The 19,463-nt window shown below is 62.9% G+C and carries 16 protein-coding genes; 8 read left to right on the plus strand and 8 right to left on the minus strand.

Annotated elements, in window-relative coordinates:
- The first annotated feature begins 12 nt into the window (after positions 1-12).
- Positions 13-951, plus strand: a complete 939-nt coding sequence (locus LZK81_RS11980) for a DMT family transporter (RefSeq protein WP_233953425.1) — start codon at positions 13-15, stop codon at positions 949-951.
- Here the strand turns inward: LZK81_RS11980 and mfd are convergent, their stop codons facing one another.
- On the minus strand, positions 952-4,458 hold the full coding sequence (gene mfd / locus LZK81_RS11985) for a transcription-repair coupling factor (RefSeq protein WP_233953426.1): 3,507 nt from the start codon (positions 4,456-4,458) through the stop codon (positions 952-954).
- Positions 4,459-4,469: 11 nt separating this feature from the next.
- Positions 4,470-4,799 carry a succinate dehydrogenase assembly factor 2 gene (locus LZK81_RS11990; RefSeq protein ID WP_233953427.1) on the minus strand — a complete coding sequence of 110 codons (330 nt, stop codon included), beginning with the start codon at positions 4,797-4,799 and terminating at the stop codon, positions 4,470-4,472.
- A 91-nt stretch (positions 4,800-4,890) separates the two neighbouring features.
- Here LZK81_RS11990 and recG point away from each other — a divergent pair, with 91 nt between their 5' ends.
- Positions 4,891-6,996, plus strand: coding sequence for an ATP-dependent DNA helicase RecG (recG, locus tag LZK81_RS11995; protein WP_233953428.1), 2,106 nt, complete (start codon positions 4,891-4,893; stop codon positions 6,994-6,996).
- Between the two features lies 1 nt (position 6,997).
- Here recG and LZK81_RS12000 read toward each other — a convergent pair whose 3' ends face one another.
- The 4 genes from LZK81_RS12000 to LZK81_RS12015 form a co-directional block, all read right to left on the minus strand.
- Positions 6,998-7,693 carry a DUF502 domain-containing protein gene (locus tag LZK81_RS12000; protein WP_233953429.1) on the minus strand — a complete coding sequence of 232 codons (696 nt, stop codon included), beginning with the start codon at positions 7,691-7,693 and terminating at the stop codon, positions 6,998-7,000.
- A 91-nt stretch (positions 7,694-7,784) separates the two neighbouring features.
- Positions 7,785-9,611 carry a glutamine--fructose-6-phosphate transaminase (isomerizing) gene (gene glmS / locus LZK81_RS12005; RefSeq protein WP_233953430.1) on the minus strand — a complete coding sequence of 609 codons (1,827 nt, stop codon included), beginning with the start codon at positions 9,609-9,611 and terminating at the stop codon, positions 7,785-7,787.
- 120 nt (positions 9,612-9,731) lie between these two features.
- Positions 9,732-11,093, minus strand: a complete 1,362-nt coding sequence (gene glmU, locus LZK81_RS12010; protein WP_046608773.1) for a bifunctional UDP-N-acetylglucosamine diphosphorylase/glucosamine-1-phosphate N-acetyltransferase GlmU — start codon at positions 11,091-11,093, stop codon at positions 9,732-9,734.
- A 243-nt stretch (positions 11,094-11,336) separates the two neighbouring features.
- Positions 11,337-11,747: a winged helix-turn-helix transcriptional regulator gene (locus tag LZK81_RS12015; RefSeq protein WP_046608772.1), complete on the minus strand. Its 411-nt coding sequence runs from the start codon at positions 11,745-11,747 to the stop codon at positions 11,337-11,339.
- 146 nt (positions 11,748-11,893) lie between these two features.
- Between LZK81_RS12015 and LZK81_RS12020 the strand changes: the two genes are divergently transcribed.
- From LZK81_RS12020 to LZK81_RS12030, 3 genes are all read left to right on the plus strand, one after another.
- Entirely contained in the window at positions 11,894-12,778 is an 885-nt protein-coding gene (locus tag LZK81_RS12020; RefSeq protein ID WP_046608771.1) for an SDR family oxidoreductase, read from the plus strand.
- A 77-nt stretch (positions 12,779-12,855) separates the two neighbouring features.
- A complete protein-coding gene (locus LZK81_RS12025; RefSeq protein WP_233953431.1) occupies positions 12,856-13,572 on the plus strand; it encodes an aspartate/glutamate racemase family protein in 717 nt (238 codons plus the stop codon).
- Positions 13,573-13,630: 58 nt separating this feature from the next.
- Complete coding sequence (locus LZK81_RS12030) at positions 13,631-14,581, plus strand: bifunctional helix-turn-helix transcriptional regulator/GNAT family N-acetyltransferase (RefSeq protein WP_233953432.1); 951 nt, start codon at positions 13,631-13,633, stop codon at positions 14,579-14,581.
- On the opposite strand, the gene LZK81_RS12035 is transcribed toward LZK81_RS12030, so the two are convergent.
- Complete coding sequence (locus LZK81_RS12035) at positions 14,578-15,330, minus strand: pyridoxine 5'-phosphate synthase (protein ID WP_233953433.1); 753 nt, start codon at positions 15,328-15,330, stop codon at positions 14,578-14,580. The genes LZK81_RS12030 and LZK81_RS12035 overlap by 4 nt on opposite strands.
- 341 nt (positions 15,331-15,671) lie before the next feature.
- Here LZK81_RS12035 and LZK81_RS12040 point away from each other — a divergent pair, with 341 nt between their 5' ends.
- Entirely contained in the window at positions 15,672-16,361 is a 690-nt protein-coding gene (locus LZK81_RS12040) for a MerR family transcriptional regulator (RefSeq protein ID WP_233953434.1), read from the plus strand.
- 34 nt (positions 16,362-16,395) lie between these two features.
- Here LZK81_RS12040 and LZK81_RS12045 read toward each other — a convergent pair whose 3' ends face one another.
- On the minus strand, positions 16,396-17,520 hold the full coding sequence (locus tag LZK81_RS12045) for an ATP-dependent DNA helicase (RefSeq protein WP_046606969.1): 1,125 nt from the start codon (positions 17,518-17,520) through the stop codon (positions 16,396-16,398).
- 179 nt (positions 17,521-17,699) lie between these two features.
- Between LZK81_RS12045 and LZK81_RS12050 the strand changes: the two genes are divergently transcribed.
- Together LZK81_RS12050 and LZK81_RS12055 are read left to right on the plus strand one after the other, a co-directional pair.
- The gene (locus LZK81_RS12050) at positions 17,700-18,980 is read left to right on the plus strand and encodes an SDR family oxidoreductase (RefSeq protein ID WP_233953435.1); all 1,281 of its coding nucleotides are present in this window, start codon (positions 17,700-17,702) and stop codon (positions 18,978-18,980) included.
- Positions 18,980-19,459, plus strand: a complete 480-nt coding sequence (locus LZK81_RS12055) for a DUF2269 family protein (protein ID WP_233953436.1) — start codon at positions 18,980-18,982, stop codon at positions 19,457-19,459. The genes LZK81_RS12050 and LZK81_RS12055 overlap by 1 nt, the downstream gene beginning before the upstream one ends.
- The last annotated feature ends 4 nt before the right edge of the window (positions 19,460-19,463 follow it).

Below are 19,463 nucleotides of genomic sequence, written 5' to 3' on the forward strand. Positions count from 1 at the left end.
CGGACCGACCGCGTGCGTACCGACCAGAGCCTGAAGGGCGTTCTTCTCGCCTTCGCCTCGTTTGCCGCCTATTCCTGGAGCGATGCCAGCGTCAAGATGATCGATGGCGCGCTCACACCCTATGAAATGGGCTTTTTCGGCGCCGTCTTCATGCTCGCCGGTTTTCCCTATCTCATGAAACCAGGCGACAGTTGGCTTGACGTGGTGCGAAGCACCAATCGGCCTCTCTGGGTCCTGCGCTTCTTCTCCGCGGCCATCGGGACGATCGGCAGCGTCGCGGCCTTCACCTATCTGTCGATGGCGGAAGCCTTCGCGCTGATCTTCCTGCTGCCGTCCTTCGTGACGATCATGTCGGTGCTGTTCCTCAAGGAGACGGTCGGAATCCGGCGCTGGAGCGCCGTGATCATCGGCTTCGTCGGCGTTATGGTGATATTGCGCCCCGGTTTCCGCGAGCTTTCGATCGGGCATGTCGGCGCGGTGTTTGCCGGGCTTTCCGGAGCGATCTCGATCATCGTCTATCGCGCCATCGGACCGTCGGAAAAACACATCTCGCTCTACGGCGCCGGCGTGCTTGGCGTTCTCGTCATCCTCGGCGTACTGATGATCCCGGATTTCCATTGGCCGACACTGCAGCAATGGGCCATGCTCGCGGGCTATGGGCTGCTGGGAGCGCTGGCGACCGTCTGGCTGATGTATGCCGCCAACTATGCGCCCGCCGCCGTGATCGGGCCAACCCAATACAGCCAGATGCTCTGGGCCATCCTGTTCGGCTATCTTATCTTCGGCGACAGGGTCGACCTGCCGATGCTGATCGGCATCGTGCTGATCATCGGTTCCGGTCTCCTGACGCTCGCCCGCGAGCGGGCACGCGATGTGCGCCTGCCCGCATCCGTCGCGACGGATCAGCAAGCCGCCGTAGTCACCGTCCCCGACAGCAAATCCGATATGTAATTACGTTTTGGCCAATTCAGCGAACTGGGTCATCACCTGGGCCGCGGTCGTCAACCGCTTTTCCGGGGTCGGCAGGTCGCGGGTCAGGAACACGCTGTGGTCCGGGCGGATCTTTGCGAGCGTCCCCTGCTTGGCAATATAACCGACAAGGTTGGCCGGGTTCGGGAACTGCTTGTCGCGGAAGGTGACGACGATGCCCTTGGGGCCGGCATCGAGCTTCTCGACATTGGCCTTGCGGCAGAGCGACTTGATGTAGACGACCTTCAACAGGTTCTGCACTTCGGTCGGCATCGGGCCGAAACGATCGACCATTTCCGCGCCGAAACCGTCGATCTCCGACAGGTCCGTGACTTCGCCGAGACGGCGGTAGAGGCCCATGCGCAGATGCAGGTCGGGCACGTAGGTTTCCGGGATCATCACGGTGATGCCGACGGAAATCTGCGGCGACCAGCCGGTATCGGTGATCTCGTCGTCGCCCTTCACCTCAGCCACGGCTTCCTCCAGCATCTGCTGGTAGAGCTCGAAACCGACTTCCTTGATATGGCCGGACTGTTCCTCGCCCAAGAGGTTGCCAGCGCCGCGGATATCGAGGTCGTGGCTGGCGAGCTGGAAGCCGGCGCCGAGCGTATCGAGCGACTGCAGCACTTTCAGGCGACGCTCGGCGGTCGTCGTCAGCTGTTTGTTGACCGGCAGCGTGAACAACGCGAAGGCGCGCACCTTGGAACGGCCAACGCGGCCGCGGAGCTGGTAGAGCTGGGCCAGGCCGAACATGTCGGCACGATGGACGATCAGCGTATTGGCGGTCGGCACGTCGAGGCCGGATTCAACGATGGTCGTCGACAGAAGCACATCGTATTTGCCGTCGTAGAAGGCATTCATGATGTCTTCGAGTTCACCTGCCGCCATCTGGCCATGGGCAACCGCGACCTTCAGTTCCGGCACGTCCGACTGGAGGAAAGCCTGGATCTCCGGAAGGTCCGCAAGACGCGGGCAGACGTAGAAACTCTGGCCGCCGCGATAATGCTCGCGCATCAGCGTCTCGCGGATGACCAGCGGATCGAAGGGCGAGATGAAGGTGCGGACCGCCATGCGGTCGACCGGCGGCGTGGTGATCAGCGACAGTTCGCGAACGCCGGTCATGGCAAGCTGCAGCGTGCGCGGGATCGGCGTCGCCGAGAGCGTCAGGACGTGCACGTCGCTCTTCAGCTCCTTCAGCCGCTCCTTGTGCTTGACGCCGAAATGCTGCTCCTCGTCGATGATCAGCAGGCCGAGATTGGCGAACTGGATGCCGGCGCCGAGCAGCGCGTGGGTGCCGACGACGATATCGACCTTGCCATCGGCGAGGTCCTTCTTGGTCTGGGCGAGTTCCTTGGCGGGCACCAGCCGCGACGCCTGCTCGACCTTGATCGGCAGTCCGCGAAAACGCTCGCGAAACGTCTTGAAATGCTGGCGGGAGAGAAGCGTGGTCGGCACGACGACCGCGACCTGCGCGCCGTTCATGGCGGCGAAGAAAGCGGCACGCAACGCCACTTCCGTCTTGCCGAAACCGACGTCGCCGCAGACGAGGCGGTCCATGGGTCGGCCGGCACCGAGATCGTCGCGCACGGAATCGATCGCCGTCGCCTGGTCCTCGGTCTCGTCATAGGGGAAGCGGGCGGCGAATTCGTCGTAGAGCCCTTCCGGCGTGGTCAGAACCGGCGCGCGGCGGGTGATGCGGGTGGCGGCGATGCGGATCAGCGCGTCCGCCATATCGAGCAGGCGTTTCTTGAGCTTCGCCTTGCGGGCCTGCCAGGCGCCGCCGCCAAGCCTGTCGAGTTGGGCTTCCGCCGCGTCCGAGCCATAGCGCGACAGGAGATCGATATTCTCGACCGGCAGGAAGAGTTTTGCCTGGTCGGCATAGTGGAGCTCGAGGCAGGCACGCGGGGCGCCGGCGGCCTCGATTGTCACCAGGCCGACGAATTTACCGATGCCGTGCTCGGCATGGACGACCAGAGAACCTTCGTCGAGGCCGGCGACTTCGGTCAGGAAATTGGCGCCGCGCTTGCGGCGCTTGCCGCGGCGGACCATGCGGTCGCCAAGAATGTCCTGTTCGCCGATGACGACGATATTGCCCGTCTCGAAACCGGCTTCGAGGCTGAGAACGGCAGACGCAGCCTCGCCTTTTTCCAGCTTGTCGAGATCGGCAAGCTTGTCGATCTGGTTGATGCGCTTCAGCCCGCGCTCGTCGAGCACCTGCAGCAGCCGGTCTAGCGAGCCGGCGGACCAGCCGGTGACAAGAACCTTGGCGCCCTCGGCGCGCTTGTCGGCGATATGCTTGACGACGAGGTCGAAGACGTTGACGCGTTCGTCGCGATCTTTCTCCTCCGTCTGGTTCTTCGCCCAGCGTGGGCCGGCATGCGCATCCAAAGTCACCACCCGGCGACCTTCCGCATCCATCTCGTTGAACGGCGTCAGGCGCACCGCGTTGACCCCATCGAGTGCTGCGGCAAAAGCCTTGCTCTCGAGGTAGAGCTGACCCGGCGAAACCGGCTTGTAGGGCGCCGCTTGGGCGGCTGCACCCTTGCCCTGGGTGCCGCTGTCGCGCCGTGCCTCGTAATAGTCGAGCACCAGTTTCGAACGCTCGCCGGCCGCCTCGCGCGCCGTGTGGTCGGTGACGATCCGGAAACCCTTGAGGTAATCGAAGGCGGTTTCGAGACCATCGTAGAACAGCGGCAGCCAGTGTTCCATGCCGGGGTAACGCCGGCCTTCCGAGACCGCCTGATAAAGCGCGTCGTCGCGGGTCGCGGCGCCGAATAGCGACAGGTAGTTTTTGCGGAAACGGCTGATCGTGTCCGGCGTCAGCGTCACCTCGCTCATCGGATTGAGGTCGAGAGCCCGCGCCTGGCCGGTGGTACGCTGGCTCGCGGGATCGAACGAGCGGATCGATTCCAGCGTATCGCCGAAGAAGTCGAGGCGCACCGGCTCTTCCGTGCCCGGCACGAAGACATCGAGAATGCCGCCGCGCACGGCGAATTCGCCGACTTCGCGCACCGTCGCGACACGCTCGAACCCGTTGCGCTCCAGCCGCGCCGCGATGTCGTCCATGCGGATCTGGTTGCCGGGCTTGGCTGAGAAGGCCAGGCTCTCGATAATCTCGGCAGGAGCGATCTTCTGCAGCATTGCATTGACGGTGACGAGCACGATCGCCGCATGCGGCTTCTTGGCATGCGAGATCAGCCCCGACAGGGCCGCCAGTCTACGGGCGGAGACATCGGCGCTCGGAGAAACGCGGTCATAGGGAAGACAGTCCCAGGCCGGCAGTGTCAGGACCGGGATTTCCGGCGCCACGAAGGACAGCATCTGTTCCAGATCGAGCATGCGCTGGCCGTCCGAGAAGACATAGGCGACCGCCTGGCCGGCGCGGGCGAGCTCGGCCACGATCAGCGGCTCCATGCCCGGCGGCACATTGCCTATGGTCAGCGGGGTTTGCGCCGCGGCGATCTTCTTCGCGTCGAATCCGGGAATCATCGGGCCAGAATTCATATCTTGTGACCGAGCCTTGCTTCCAGGGAAGCCTTGGTGACGGGATCGAAATCCGGCGTATAGGCGGCGACGCGGGCGAAAAGCGGCGTCTTCATGTGCTCGGGCAAGGCTTGAGCACCGGTGATCCAGGCATGCAGGTCGTGGTCGTCCTCGCCCATGATCGCTTCGAATTCGTCGAGTTCCGCTTCCCCGAGCTTGCCGATCTCGGCTTCCGCAAAACTCCCGAGAACCAGGTCCATTTCCCGGATGCCGCGATGCCAGCAGCGATAGAGGATGCGCCGGCGGCGCGGGTCGAGATCCGCGCTGGTGCGGGATAGTCCTGTCATGGCCGTGTCCTTGTTTTGCCGGTTCATATAGGACGCTTTTCCGTCCTCGTCACCTTGCCAAATGGGCAAAATCCATCGCATTTTGCGCGCCATGCGTCCCGCCATACTCGATCCGCTGTTCTCGCCCGTCGCCTCGCTTGCCGGTGTCGGGCCGAAGCTTGCCGAACTGATCGCCCGCGTCACCGGCCGTGACGATCCGGACGAATGCCGCGTCGTCGATCTGCTCTTCCACGCGCCCTCCTCGCTGATCGACCGGCGCACCCGGCCTGGCATCGCGCTGTCGCCACAGGGAGCGATCGTCACCATCGAAGGCCGGGTCGATCGGCATCAGCCGCCACCGCCCGGCAAGTCCAATATGCCCTACCGCGTATTCCTGCATGACGACACCGGGGAACTGGCACTCACCTTCTTCCGGGCCAAAGGCAACTGGCTGGAAAAATCGCTGCCGATCGACGAGATGGTCATGGTCAGCGGCAAGGTCGACTGGTTCAACGGCCGGCCCTCGATGGTGCATCCGGATTTCATCGTGAAAGCATCCGAAGCAGAAAGCCTGCCACTGGTGGAGCCGGTCTATCCGATGACGGCCGGCTTGATGCCAAAAGTATTGCGCAAGGCGATCGAGGGTGCCGTCGCCCGGCTGCCGGACCTGCCGGAATGGGCCGATGAGGCGCTGACCTTGCGCCAGGGGTTCCCATCCGTGGCGGAGGCCTTTCGCGGGCTGCACGATCCGCGCGACGCAGCGGATATCGATCCGCAATCCCCTGCCCGCCGCCGGCTCGCCTATGACGAGTTCCTCGCCGGCCAGGTCTCCCTGTCGCTGGTGCGCCAGAAGGTGCGCAAGGTTCCAGGCCAGCCGATCCGGGTGAAGGGCGAACTTGCCGCAAGGATCATCGCCGGTCTGCCCTTTTCGCTGACGCCGAGCCAGAAAGCGGCGGTCGAGGACATCATCAGGGACATGGCCGCCGAGGACCGCATGCTGCGGTTGCTGCAGGGCGATGTCGGGGCCGGCAAGACGCTGGTCGCACTGCTCGCCATATCCGCCGCTGTCGAGGCTGGCGGCCAGGCCGTGCTGATGGCGCCGACCGAAATCCTCGCCCGCCAGCATTTTGCGACGATCTCGAAGCTCACCGGTGCGGCAGGTGTGACCGTCGAGGTACTGACCGGCCGCACCAAGGGACGCGAGCGCGACCAGATCATCGAGCGGATTGCCTCGGGCGAAGCGCAGATCATCATCGGCACTCATGCGCTCTTTCAAGATGCGATCAACTATCACAATTTGATGCTCGCCGTGGTGGACGAACAGCACCGGTTCGGCGTGCATCAGCGCCTGCGGCTCACCGCCAAGGGCATTTCCCCGCACATGCTGGTGATGACCGCGACGCCCATTCCCCGCACGCTGGTGCTCGCGGCCTTCGGGGACATGGACGTCTCGAAGCTCACGGAAAAACCGGCCGGCCGCAAGCCGATCCAGACCGTCACCATCCCCACCGAGCGGATCGGCGACATCGTTGCCCGGCTCAGGGGCGCGATTGGTGAAGGAAAAAAAGCCTATTGGATCTGCCCGCTTGTCGAGGAATCGGATGTCTCCGACCTGATGTCCGCGGAGGAACGTTATGCGGTGCTCGCCAAGGAACTCGGCCGCGATGTCGGCCTGATCCATGGCCGCATGAGCGGGCCGGAAAAGGACGCTGTGATGGGCGCCTTCAAGACCGGCGAGATCCGGCTGCTGGTCGCGACCACCGTCGTCGAAGTCGGCGTCGACGTTCCGGATGCGACGATCATGGTGATCGAGCATGCGGAGCGGTTCGGGCTCGCCCAGCTGCATCAGCTGCGCGGCCGCGTCGGGCGCGGCGACGAGGCATCGACCTGCATCCTGCTCTACAAGGGGCCTTTGAGTGAGACCGGCCGGGCGCGGCTGTCGATCCTGCGCGACAGCGAGGACGGTTTTCTGATCGCTGAAGAAGATCTGAAATTGCGCGGCGAAGGCGAGCTGCTCGGTACCCGCCAGTCCGGCACGCCCGGTTTCCGGATCGCCAGCCTGGAGGCGCATGCGGACCTGCTGGAAATTGCCCGCAAGGACGCGGCCTATCTGCTGGAGCGGGATCCGGAGCTCACCAGCGAACGCGGCCAGAACATGCGCGTGCTGCTTTATCTGCACCGCCGCGACGAGGCGATCCGGTTCCTGAGAGCCGGGTAGATCAGGCCTGCATTTTCGGAGCCGGCAGGACGGCGGTCGGTGCGCCGGGGACGGGCTTGTAGTCCGGCGCGATCAACCCGCCCGATATCAAGAGTTTGGCGCCTTCTTCCGGTGTCATGTCGAGCATGACGATCTTGCTCTTCGGCACGAACATCAGGAAACCGGCGGTCGGAACCGGCGTCGGCGGCAAGAAGACGCCGACCATTTCATCGCCATCCACATTGAGCTTTGCGGCGATCTCTCCCTGCGCGTCGCCCGAAATGAACACCAGCGCCCACATGCCGGGGCTCGGAAACTCGATCAGCCCGCATCGCTTGAAGGAGGTCGACTGTTCCTTCAGCACAGTCTCGAAGATCTGTTTGATGCTCTTATAAATGCTGCGGATCAACGGCATGCGGTGCAGGATCGATTCGCCGAACTTGACGATCGAACGGCCGATCAGGTTCTTGCCGAGAAAGCCGATGATGGTGATGAACACCACTGCAATCAGCAGACCGGTGCCGGGAATGGTGATGTTGAAGTAATATTGAGGGTCGTAGCGCTGCGGAATATAGGGCGTGACCCAGCTATCCGCCCAGTCGATGAAGGTGAAGGTGAGCCAGATGGTGATGGCAAGCGGCGCGCAGATGATCAGGCCGGTTAGGAAGTTGTTCCTGAGGCGGCCGGCCAGCGATATTCGCTCTGGACTGTCGCTCATTCGGTTTCCCTGCATACCCTAAGCATTGCCGCAATCATTGATGCGACAATGCCGGATGCGATGTTGCGATGCAAGGAAAAGCCGGTGGATATCATTCCACCGTGACGGATTTCGCCAGATTGCGCGGCTGGTCGACATCGGTGCCCATGAACACCGCCGTATGATAGGCGAGAAGCTGGATCGGCAGCGAGAAGATCATCGGCGCGATGATCTCGTCGACATTCGGCAGCGCGATTGTCGCCATGGTCGGCAGCTTGGACGCCGCAGCGCCCTTCTCGTCGGTGATGAAGATGATCTTGCCGCCGCGCGCCGCCACTTCCTGCATGTTGGAAACGGTCTTTTCGAAGAAGCGATCATGCGGCGCGATGACGATCACCGGCATGTGCTCGTCGATCAGCGCGATCGGGCCATGCTTCAGTTCGCCTGCGGCATAACCTTCCGCGTGGATATAGGATATTTCCTTGAGCTTCAGCGCGCCTTCCATGGCGAGCGGAAAACTGGTGCCACGGCCGAGATAAAGCACGTCCTTGAAGCGCGACAGCTCGCGCGCCAGCGCCTCGATCTGCGGCTGGATATCGTTCAGCACCCGGCTCATGATCCGCGGCATTTCGGCAAGGTGCTTCACCATCGCCTTCTCGTCGCCCGCCGTCACCGTGCCGCGGGCGCGGCCGGCACCGATCGCGAGCGCGGCGAGGACCGCAAGCTGGCAGGTAAAGGCCTTGGTGGAGGCGACGCCGATTTCCGGGCCAGCCAGGATCGGAAAGATCGCATCCGATTCGCGGGCAATGGTCGATTCCTTGACGTTGACCACCGCGCCGATCTTGAGGCCGTTGTCCTTGCAGTAACGCAGCGAGGCGAGCGTATCGGCGGTTTCGCCCGACTGGGAAATGAACAGCGCCGCCTGGGACGGCGACAGCGGCAGTTCGCGATAGCGGAATTCGGAGGCGACGTCGATTTCGACGGGCAGGCGCGCATAACGCTCGAACCAGTATTTGCCGATCAGGCCGGACAGGTATGCCGTGCCGCAGGCGGCGATCGCCAGACCCGTCACCTTGCCGAAATCGATCGCCGTATCGTTCGCCTTCACCGTATGGGCGGCGAAATCGATATAGTGGCTGAGCGCATGGGAGATGATCTCCGGCTGTTCGTAGATCTCCTTCTCCATGAAATGGCGGTGGTTGCCCTTGTCGACCATGAAGGCCGATGCCTGGGAAATCTGGCTCTGCCGCTTCACCGGCCTGCCGTCGTAGTCGATGATCTCGGCGCCCTTGTGGGTCATGACGGCGCAGTCGCCGTCGACCAGATAGGTGATCTCGTTGGTGAACGGCGACAGCGCGATCGCATCGGACCCCAGGAACATTTCGCCGCGGCCATGGCCGATCGCCAGCGGTGGTCCGAAACGGGCGGCCATGATCGTGCCCGGATCGTCCTCGAACATCACCACCAGCGCATAGGCGCCGGAAACCCGGTTCAGGGTCGCCAGCATGGCGGCACGGTGGTCCAGTCCCTGGCGGGTGTATTTGGCGAGCAGGTGTGCAACGACTTCCGTATCGGTCTGGCTTTCGAAGACCGCGCCTTCGGCCAGCAGCTCGTCCTTCAGCTCGGAAAAATTCTCGATGATGCCGTTATGGACGACGGCGACGCCATCGACGAAATGCGGATGGGCATTGGTCTCGTTCGGGACGCCGTGGGTCGCCCAGCGGGTGTGGGCGATGCCGATCGTACCGGGCAGCGGCTCGGCGTCGAGCCTCTTTTCGAGATTGAAGAGCTTGCCTTCGGCGCGGCGGCGATCCATGCGGCCCTCGTGGACCGTCGCGACGCCGGCGGAATCATAACCGCGGTATTCGAGCCTTCGCAACGCATCGACCAGACGCGCCGCCACCGGCGAATTTCCGACGATCCCGACAATTCCGCACATGAACGACCCTTTCCGCTTCGTGGAACCCGCGCGAACTCCTAGCCGATTGCTGGTTTTGCGCAATCGGCCCGCCGGTCACTTTCGATGTCGGAAAGTAACGCGCAAATGTTAATGGCCGGGTTACTTCTGCGCCTTCTTGGCCGCCTTGAAGGCAAGCGCCCGCTCGCGGAGGATTTTCGCACGCTCCGGCTTCACTTCCTGGCGGGCACGGCCGAGGGCCAGCGCATCGGCCGGCACGTTTTCGGTGATGACGCTTCCCGAGGCGACATAAGCGCCGTCGCCGATCGAGACGGGTGCGACGAGCGACGAGTTCGATCCGACAAAGGCGTTGGCACCGATCCGCGTCTCGTGCTTGTTGACGCCGTCATAGTTGCAGGTGATCGTGCCCGCGCCGATATTGGAATGGGAGCCGACAAAGGCGTCGCCGATATAAGTCAGGTGGTTGACCTTGGCGCCCTCGTCGATCCTGGCATTCTTGACCTCGCAGAAATTGCCGACCTTGGAGCCTACGGCGAGATCAGCACCGGGGCGGAGCCGCGCGAAAGGCCCGACCGTCGCGCCGCCGCTGACATGGGCGCCCTCGATATGGGAAAAGGCGTGGATCACTGCCCCGCTGTCGATCCTGACGCCCGGACCGAAGACAACGTTCGGCTCGATCAGCGCGTCCTGGCCGATCTGCGTATCATAGGAAAGGAAGACGGTTTCCGGCGCGATCATGCTGACGCCCGAAATCATCAGCTGATGGCGGCGGCGTTCCTGCCAGAGCTTTTCAAGCATGGCGAGCTCGGCGCGGTTGTTGCAGCCGGCGACTTCCGTTTCCGGCGCATCGACCGCCACGACCTTGCCGCCGGCGGCACGGGCGATCTCGACGATGTCCGTCAGATAATATTCGCCCTTCGCGTTCTGATTGGTGATGCTCTCCAGCAGCGACAGCGCCTTGCGGCCGTTGATCGCCATCAGCCCGCTATTGCACCAGGTGACCTTGCGCTCTTCGTCCGTCGCATCCTTGTCTTCGCGGATGGCGATCAGCTCGCCATTTTCCACCAGCAGCCGGCCATAACCGGTCGGTTTGTCGGTGTGAAAACCGATCACTACGACATCAGCTCCGGCGGCCAGCTTTTCTCGCGCCTCGGCGAAGGGAGCGGAGGTCACCAGGGGCACGTCGCCATAGGCGACCAGGATGTCGTCGTAACCGCGGGCGATGGCTTGTTTCGCCGTCAGGACCGCATGGCCCGTGCCGCGACGCTCGGTCTGCAGGAAGGCCTCAACCGCAACACCCTCGACCGCGCCGGCCTTGGCAACCCCGTCCGCATCGCGGCCGACCACCAGCGCTGCTTCCGTCACGCCCGTCGATGCTACCGCCGCCATCACATGGGCGATCATCGGCCGGCCGGCAATCGGATGCAGCACTTTCGACATCGACGATTTCATGCGCGTGCTGTCGCCGGCGGCGAGGATGACGGCAAGGCAGGAACGGCTCATGGGGGTTTCTCCTTCTCAGGCATTTTGCCGCTTCATAACAGCAAGATGATTGAAGTGCGATAAACGCCTTATGTCTGGCCGCAACAAAAAGGGGGCCGAACCGCCTGCGCTGGAATTTGACCGAATCATTGGAACAGATGCGGCCGCTTACGGGATATGCCGGGAGGACGGTCTTGGTCAGGTCTGGTTGTTGCCGGGTCTTATCGGGAATGTCGGGCTGCCATATCGAAACCCCTTTTCACATCAAGCCAGTTCGCTCTCGTCGTATTTCACGCGCGCGGCCTTGACGGACGGATGATTGACTTCCGCCCATAGCAGCACCTTGGAAAGCGGCTCGAAGAGCGAGCGTCCGAGATCGGTCATCCGGTATTCGACGCTCGGTGGCTTGGTCGGAAACACTTCGCGTTCGATATAACCGTCGCGTTGCAGGTCGCGTAGCGTCTGGGTCAGCATCCGCTGCGAAATATCCGGCACCAGCCGGCGAAGCTCGCCGAAGCGATAGGGCTGGCGCGCCAAGGCCCCGAGGAGCAGCGTCGACCATTTGCCGGCGATCCGGTCGAGGACGTCCCGGACCGGGCAGTTATTCATGTCCCACCCGGACATATCGCATTCCTTGCCGTCCAGGACCGGCTTGCGGCTTGCATTGAGGGCCATGGAGTTGGTTCCCTTGAAGTAACGATCTCCCTCGAAACTGCCTCCTTTACAAATCGAAGTCAATTCTTATTCTAGTGCTAGTCTCTTTTTGAGACCAACATTCTTCGCCGCGCCTCAGGCCGGCCATTGCCAGGAAAGAAACCCGCATGACCAAACTTCTCGTCACCGGCGCCGCCGGCCATCTGGGCCGCGCAGTCCTGCGTCACCTGGTGGAGACATCCAAGGTCGCTGCCGCCGACATCGTCGCTGCCAGCCGTGATCCGAACAAGCTCGCCGACCTTGCCGCCAACGGTCTGGAAACCCGCGCGGCCGATTTCGACGACGAAGCCGGGCTCGCGAAGGCATTCACAGGCATCGACCGCGTGCTGATCATCTCCACCGACGAACTGGCAACGCCCGGCAAGCGCATCACGCAGCATAGGAACGCCGTTTCCGCCGCCAAGAAGGCCGGCGTGAAGCACATCGTCTACACGTCCATGCCGAACCCGGACAAGTCGCTGGTCACGTTCGCGCCGGACCATCTCGGCACCGAAGAGGCCATCAAGGCGAGCGGCGTCGCCTACACGATCCTGCGCAACTCCTGGTATCACGACAATTATCTGATGGGCATGCCGCACAATCTTCAGGTCGGCAAATGGTACACGTCCGTTGGTACGGGAAAGATCACCACGATCAGCCGCGACGACTGCGCCCGTGCCGCAGCCGCAGCCCTTGCCAATCCGCCGGCTGGCAGCCGCACCCTCGCACTCACCGGTTCGGAATCCCTGACGGCCGCAGAAATCGCCGCCCGCGCATCCGCCGCTGCCGGCAAGCCGCTGGATGTCGTTGATGTCACCGACGAGCAGCTGACCCAGGGCCTTACCGGCGCCGGCCTGCCTGCTTTCGTCGTGAATATGCTGGTCTCGGCGGATGCCAATATCCGCGCCGGCAATTTCGAACAGGTGACGAGCGACTATGAGACGCTGACCGGCCAGAAGCCGCAGACCCTCGCCGCCTATTTCGAGACCCAGAAGGCCGCCCTCGCCGCCTAGCCCCTCCCGGATTGCGGCTCTCCGAATTTCGCGATAATGAGATGAAGTTACCGAATTCCATCTCGTTTGGAGAAAAAATGCGCAAGATTGGCTTGATTGGCGGGATGAGTTTCGAAAGCACTGCCGTGTATTATCGGCTGATCAACGAGATGGTACGCGAACGCCTCGGTGGTTTTGCGTCGGCCGATCTCCTGCTCCATTCCGTCAACTTCGCCGAAATCGTCGACATGCAGAAGGCCGGCCGCTGGGATCTGGCGGCCGAGCACCTTGCCAAGAGCGCTCACGGACTGAGAGCCGCCGGCGCCGAATGCATTCTGATCTGCACCAACACCATGCATCTCGTCGCGCCGGAGGTGCAGGCTGCGGTCGACGTGCCCCTCATCCATGTCATCGACGAGACCGCCAGGGCGTTGACATCGAAAGGGCTGAACCGCCCGCTCCTGCTTGCGACCCGCTATACGATGGAGCACGGTTTCTATACCGAGCGCATGAAGATGCTCGGCATCGATGTCATGGTGCCGGACGCCGACGATCGCACCGATATCCATAACATCATCTTCAACGAACTCTGTGCCGGCACGGTTCTCGAAACCTCCCGCACCCGGGCCATCGCCATGATCGAAAAGGCGAAGGCTGAACGCGCCGACAGCATCATCCTCGGCTGCACGGAAATCTGCCTCCTCCTCGACCCCTCCGGCCTGCCGCTCCCTGGCGTCGATTCCACCGCCATCCACGCCACCGCCGCAGTCGATTTCGCACTCGGCCAGTCGCCGGCAAAACAGGCAGCAGCATAGGTTACTTGACTCAGTCCAATAAATATTGGACAGAATCTTCGCATAGGAGATTCTGCCGATGACCGATCCTGCCGTTCTCGACGCCGTCCGCGCCTTCAACCGTTTCTACACCAACAAGCTTGGCATTCTCGCCAAGGGCTATCTCGACACCGACTACACGCTGACCGAGGCGCGCATCCTTTACGAGATGGGCGCCCGCAAACGGGTTTCGGCGACCGAACTCAACCGCGATCTCGGCCTCGATCCCGCCTATCTCAGCCGGCTCCTCAAAAAATTCCGCGAGGCGGGCTTCATCGACAGCGAGCCGGATCCCGACGACAAACGCAGCCAAATCCTCATTGTCACCGACAAGGGACAAGCCGAATATGAGACGCTTGGCGAACGCTCCCGCCAGCAGATCGCCCAGGATCTCAGGGGGGTGGATGCGCTCGGCCATGAAAACCTGATCGGCTCGATGCGGGCGATCCGCACCATTCTCGATCCGCAATCGGCCGCCCCCTCCCCATCGGTCGTCATCCGTCCGCACCGGATCGGCGACATGGGCTGGCTCATCGAAGCCCAGGCGGTCGCTTATGCGCGGGAATACGGCTGGAACGACAAGTTCGAAGGGCTGGTCGCCGAGGTCGCCGGCAAGTTCATCGCCAACTTCAACCCCGAACGCGAACGCTGCTGGATCGCCGAACGCGACGGCAAACGTGTCGGTTCGGTGATCGTGGCGGATGGCAGCGGCGACACCGCCAAGCTGCGCCTCCTCTATCTCGCCCCCGCCGCCCGCGGCCTCGGTCTCGGACGGACGCTGGTCGAGCAATGCATCAAGTTCTCGACGCTCGCCGGTTATAAAAAGCTGTCGCTCTGGACCAACGATTGCCTTACGGCCGCGATCCGCATCTACGAGACGACGGGCTTCAGACTCATAGCGGAGGAAAGGCACAACCTGTTCGGGCCGGAATGCAACGGCCAGACCTGGGAGCTGGAGCTCTGCGAGGCGAAGCTTTCGTCGTCGAACTAGACCGCCTGGCCGCAGGCGCGGCGGAAGCGGCGCACGGTTTCCGCGATGCCGTATTCGAGCGCATCCGCCGTCAGGCCATGGCCGATCGAGACTTCTGCCATCTTCGGAATGCGCTTCACCAATGCCGGCAGGTTGGCGACCGTCAGGTCGTGGCCGCCGTTGACGCCGAGCCCTTCGGCAAATGCCGCGTCCGCCGTTTGCCCCAGCTTTTCCAGGATCTCGGCTCCGCGCTCCGGATTGTCGAAACAGCCGCCATAGGGACCGGTATAGAGTTCGATACGATCGGCGCCCGTCGCCCTTGCGAGCTTTACCGCCTCGACATCGCCGTCGCCATCGGCAAACAGCGACACCCGCATGCCGCCCTTCTTGAGCCGCGTCACGATCGGCTTCAGCATCTCGTGCGTGGCACGGAAATCGAACCCGTGGTCGGATGTCGCCTGGGTCGGATCGTCCGGCACCAAGGTCACCTGCTCCGGCTGGGTCGCCTCGCAGAGCGCCAGGAAATCCTCACTCGGGTATCCCTCGATATTGAACTCGGCCGCTGGAAACTCGTCGTCGATCAGCGCCCGAAGAACGGGCAGGTCGGTGAAGCGGATATGGCGCTGGTCCGGGCGCGGATGCACCGTCAGGCCGGCCGCCCCCGCCTCGAGCGCGATGCGCCCCAGCCCCTCGACGCTCGGCCAGGGAAGATCGCGGCGGTTGCGCAGCATGGCGACGGCATTGAGGTTCACGGAAAGTTTGGTCGGCATGGCAATACCCGGTCTTTGAGAAATCGATCCGCTTTTAGGCCATGCGCCTTCGCAATGCCACCGGGTTTGGGAAAATGCACTTATAAAGAGTTTTGATGGACGAGAATTCACGAGGCAACCGGGGCTACCATTTCCTAAAGTTTTAGCTAATCTACATCCAACAGAGTTCGCTGAGCAGGCCAAAAGGCGGCGGAATACGGTTTGAACAGCGAATTCTGCCATCCATTTTAATCGGGTCCGCATTCTCAGTACCGAGGTTCCATCCAGGAGGTTCGACGCAAAGTCGCAACCTGTAGATGCATATCTGACCACGACGCCAAAACGCAGGCGCAAGGAACTCGATGCAGAGCGATATCATGCAGGCCATGACCGACGGTGCGCCCCCTGCGGGAGCAGCCCGCAATTTCCCTTATCTCCCCCAGGTCTCACTCCCTTTTGAAATGCCCAGCCAGCCAGTGGCGATCGCCGAAATGGCGGACCTCTTCGGCGTCACCCATCGCACCCTTCACTTCTACGAGGAAAAGGGCCTGATCACCGCTCGCCGCTCCGGCAGCATGCGGGTCTATGACAGGGTTCAGATCCACCGGATGGCGGTCATCAATGCCTGTCGCGAGATCGGCATTCCGGTTGCTGTCATCCAGGAACTGATGGAAGAGCTTGCCGGCGCGACCTCGGAGGCGGACGCGGACGAGATGTTCCACGACATGCTGGCGCGGCGCAAACGGGAGCTCACCGCCGACATTTCCCACATCCGCCGGCAGATGCAGCAGATCGAAAGCCTGCTGGTCGCCGAGGAGGAAAATCAGGCGCTTGTCACCCCCAAGCCCATGTCCCTGGTCCTGAGCGACATCGAGAAACGGTGTCTGGGGCTGATGGCCGAGGGTTATTCGGCGCCGCGGCTTGCCCGCGCGCTCAACCTCGAATTCGAGGACCTGCGCCGGATGGAGGATGACATCATCCAGAAATTCCAGGCCACCAACCGCTTTCAGGCCGTCGCCAAGGCGATGCTGCTCGGTTTCGTGCCGAACTGATCGGCCGGCGATCTTTCAGCGCACGCCAGCCTTCTCAGCGGACAATCGTCAGAGTCTCGGCCGCGCGCGTGATCGCGGTATAAAGCCAGCGCTCGCGGCTGTCACGAAACGCCCAGCTTTCATCGAACAGCACGACATTGTTCCACTGCGAACCCTGCGCTTTATGCACGGTCAGCGCATAGCCGTAATCGAATTCGTCATAGCGCTTGCGGGTCGTCCAAGGAATTTCGCCTTCCTGTTCTTCGAATGCCTGTTTCAGAAGCTTGATCTTGGCAGCCCCGCGATCCATGTCGTCGTCTTCCGGCCGGATCATCAGGTTGATGCCGGGTTTGACCGTCTCGCGCGACGAACTCATCACCTGCCAGAGCGAACCGTTGAGCAGGCCCTTGGCCGGATCGTTGCGCAGGCAGACCAGCTTGTCGCCGGATTGCGGATAGTCGGCGGTGAACCCTTTCAGTTCCCGGAGCCGCTGATTGTAGCGCTTGCGGGTCTTGTTGGTACCGACCAGAACCTGGTCCGCCTCCATCACCAAAGGTTGCGTCACCTCGTTGCGGGAAATCACTTTCGCCGTGCCGTAGTCGCCGTACATGATCTCCTTGCCCTCGCGCACGTTCATCGCGAGCTGGATGATCGGGTTGTCGCGCGCCTGGCGGTGGATATCCGTCAGCAGGTAATCCGGGTCCTGTTCGGTGAAGAAGCCTCCGCCGGTCACCGGCGGCAGCTGACCGGGATCGCCGAGCACCAGGATCGGCGTGCCGAAGCTCATCAGGTCCTTGCCGAGCGCCTCGTCCACCATCGAGCATTCGTCGATGATGATCAGCGCCGCCTTGGCGACCGGGCTCTGGCGGTTGATCGAGAACATCGGCGCGATCGAAGTTTTCCCGGCATCGTCCTCGACCGCTTCCTCGCCGCGCGGCCTGTAGATCAGCGAGTGGATGGTTTTCGCGTTCCTCGCCCCACGCGAGCGAAGAACCTGCGCCGCCTTGCCGGTAAAGGCCGCAAACAGCACCTCGCCATCGACATTTTCGGCGAAATGTTTGGCAAGCGTGGTCTTGCCGGTGCCCGCATAACCGAACAGCCGAAAGACCTGGCTGCGGCCCTCTTTCAGCCATTGTGAAACGGCCTTGAGGGCCTCGTCCTGTTGCGGTGCAAATTGCATGGCAGGACTTGGCAGGATTCTGCAGCCAAGCGCAACCGAAAAAGAACGAAAGATGAATCAAAGGCCGGGATGAGCGCCGTTGCCGGTCTTCGGAGGACGGGCGACACCTTTCCTCCGTCTATGCGGTGGGGAGCGATTGCCGCTGTTCCGTTTCCATCATCGCCCCCTATGATCGCGGCATGAAGATCCTGATTCTCGGCGCAACCGGTTTTATCGGCTCGGCGATCCTGCAAAGGCTTGCCGCCGAGGGCCATCGGATAACCGGGCTCGGGCGAGACCCGGACAAGGCCCGCCTGAAATGGCCCACGGCCGAGTGGATAAAGGCCGATCTCGCGCAACTGACTGCCGCCGACTGGGGTCCGCTGATCGAGGACCAGGATGTCGTCGTCAATTGTGCCGGCGCGCTGCAGGACGGTCTTTCCGATGATCTTGCGGCCACCCAGGAAAAGGCGATGCTGTCGCTCTACGAAGCGGCGCAGGCGCTCGGCGGCAGACGTATCGTGCAGATCTCCGCCCGCACGGATGGCGCAGCCGCCGACCTGCCGTTCCTCGCCACCAAACGCCGCGCCGACGAAGCGCTTGCGGCAAGCGGCCTCCCCTTCGTCATTCTGCGGCCGGCGCTTGTCATCGGCCGCAATGCCCATGGCGGCGCAGCGCTTCTCCGGGCGCTCGCGAGCCTTCCCGGCCTGCTGCCGCTCATCCATGCGGAAAGTCCGGTCGAAACCGTCTCGCTCGACGATGTCGCCGCCGCCGTTTCTCTTGCGGTCGACGGCGCCATCCCGACCGGCAGCGATCTCGATCTCGCCGCCGACAAGACCCTGAACTTGTCTGACCTCGTGAAGCTTCACCGCACCTGGCTTGGCCTGCCCGCCGCCACCGCCATTGCATTGCCAGCAGCGCTTGCGAAACCCGTCACCTGGGCCGCCGACATCGCCGGACGACTCGGCTGGCGTTCGCCGCTTCGCTCGACGGCGATGACGGTAATGTCGGAAGGCGTCAGGAGCCTGAGGCCGAAACCGGCCGGCCTCGTCCTGGCAGATGCTGCAGAGACCCTCGCCGCCCATCCGAGCGGCGTCCAGGACCTCTGGTTCGCGCGGCTCTATCTCCTGAAACCCGCAATCATTCTGACGCTCTCGCTGTTCTGGCTGTTGTCCGGCCTCATCCCGCTCCTCGACCTGAGCGCCGCGGCAGCCCAATTTCCGCCCGTCGTGCCGGGCTCCTTCGCCATGGCGATAACGGTCGCGACATGTCTCCTCGACATCCTGCTCGGGTCTGCCGTCCTCGTCCGCCCCCATGCCCGCAAGGCGATGCTCGGGATGATCCTTACCAGCCTCGCCTACCTGGCCGGCGGCACGCTCCTCGCGCCGCAGCTCTGGCTCGATCCGCTTGGGGTCCTCGTGAAAGTCCTGCCGTCGGTCGCACTCACCCTCGTCTCCCTCGCCATTCTGGACGAACGCTGATGGATGCCGAAAGCCTGTTGCGGCTCCTGCATGTCGTCGGCGCCACGGTGCTGCTCGGAACCGGCGCCGGCATCGCCTTTTTCATGGTCGTCGCCCGGCGGACGGAAGATCCGAAGCTGATCGCCCATACCGCCGGCACGGTCGTGCTTGCCGATACCGTCTTCACCGCCACCGCCGTTTTCCTGCAGCCGATCACCGGCTACCTGCTGGCGAGAAGCATCGGCTGGTCGCTGACGGATGGCTGGATCGCCTTGTCGCTCATTCTCTACGTGGTGACAGGACTGTTCTGGCTGCCGGTCGTGTGGATCCAGATCCGGCTGCGCGATATCGCCCGCATCGCCTGCGAAGACTCCGCGCCGCTGCCGCCAGAATGGTACCGGCTCTACAGGATCTGGTTTGCCTGCGGCTTCCCGGCCTTCTTCGCGGTCATCGCCATCTTCTGGCTAATGCTGACCAAGCCGGATATCCCGCTGTTCTGAACCC

The sequence above is a fragment of the Neorhizobium galegae genome, assembly GCF_021391675.1.
GTDB classification, from domain to species: Bacteria; Pseudomonadota; Alphaproteobacteria; order Rhizobiales; family Rhizobiaceae; genus Neorhizobium; species Neorhizobium galegae_B.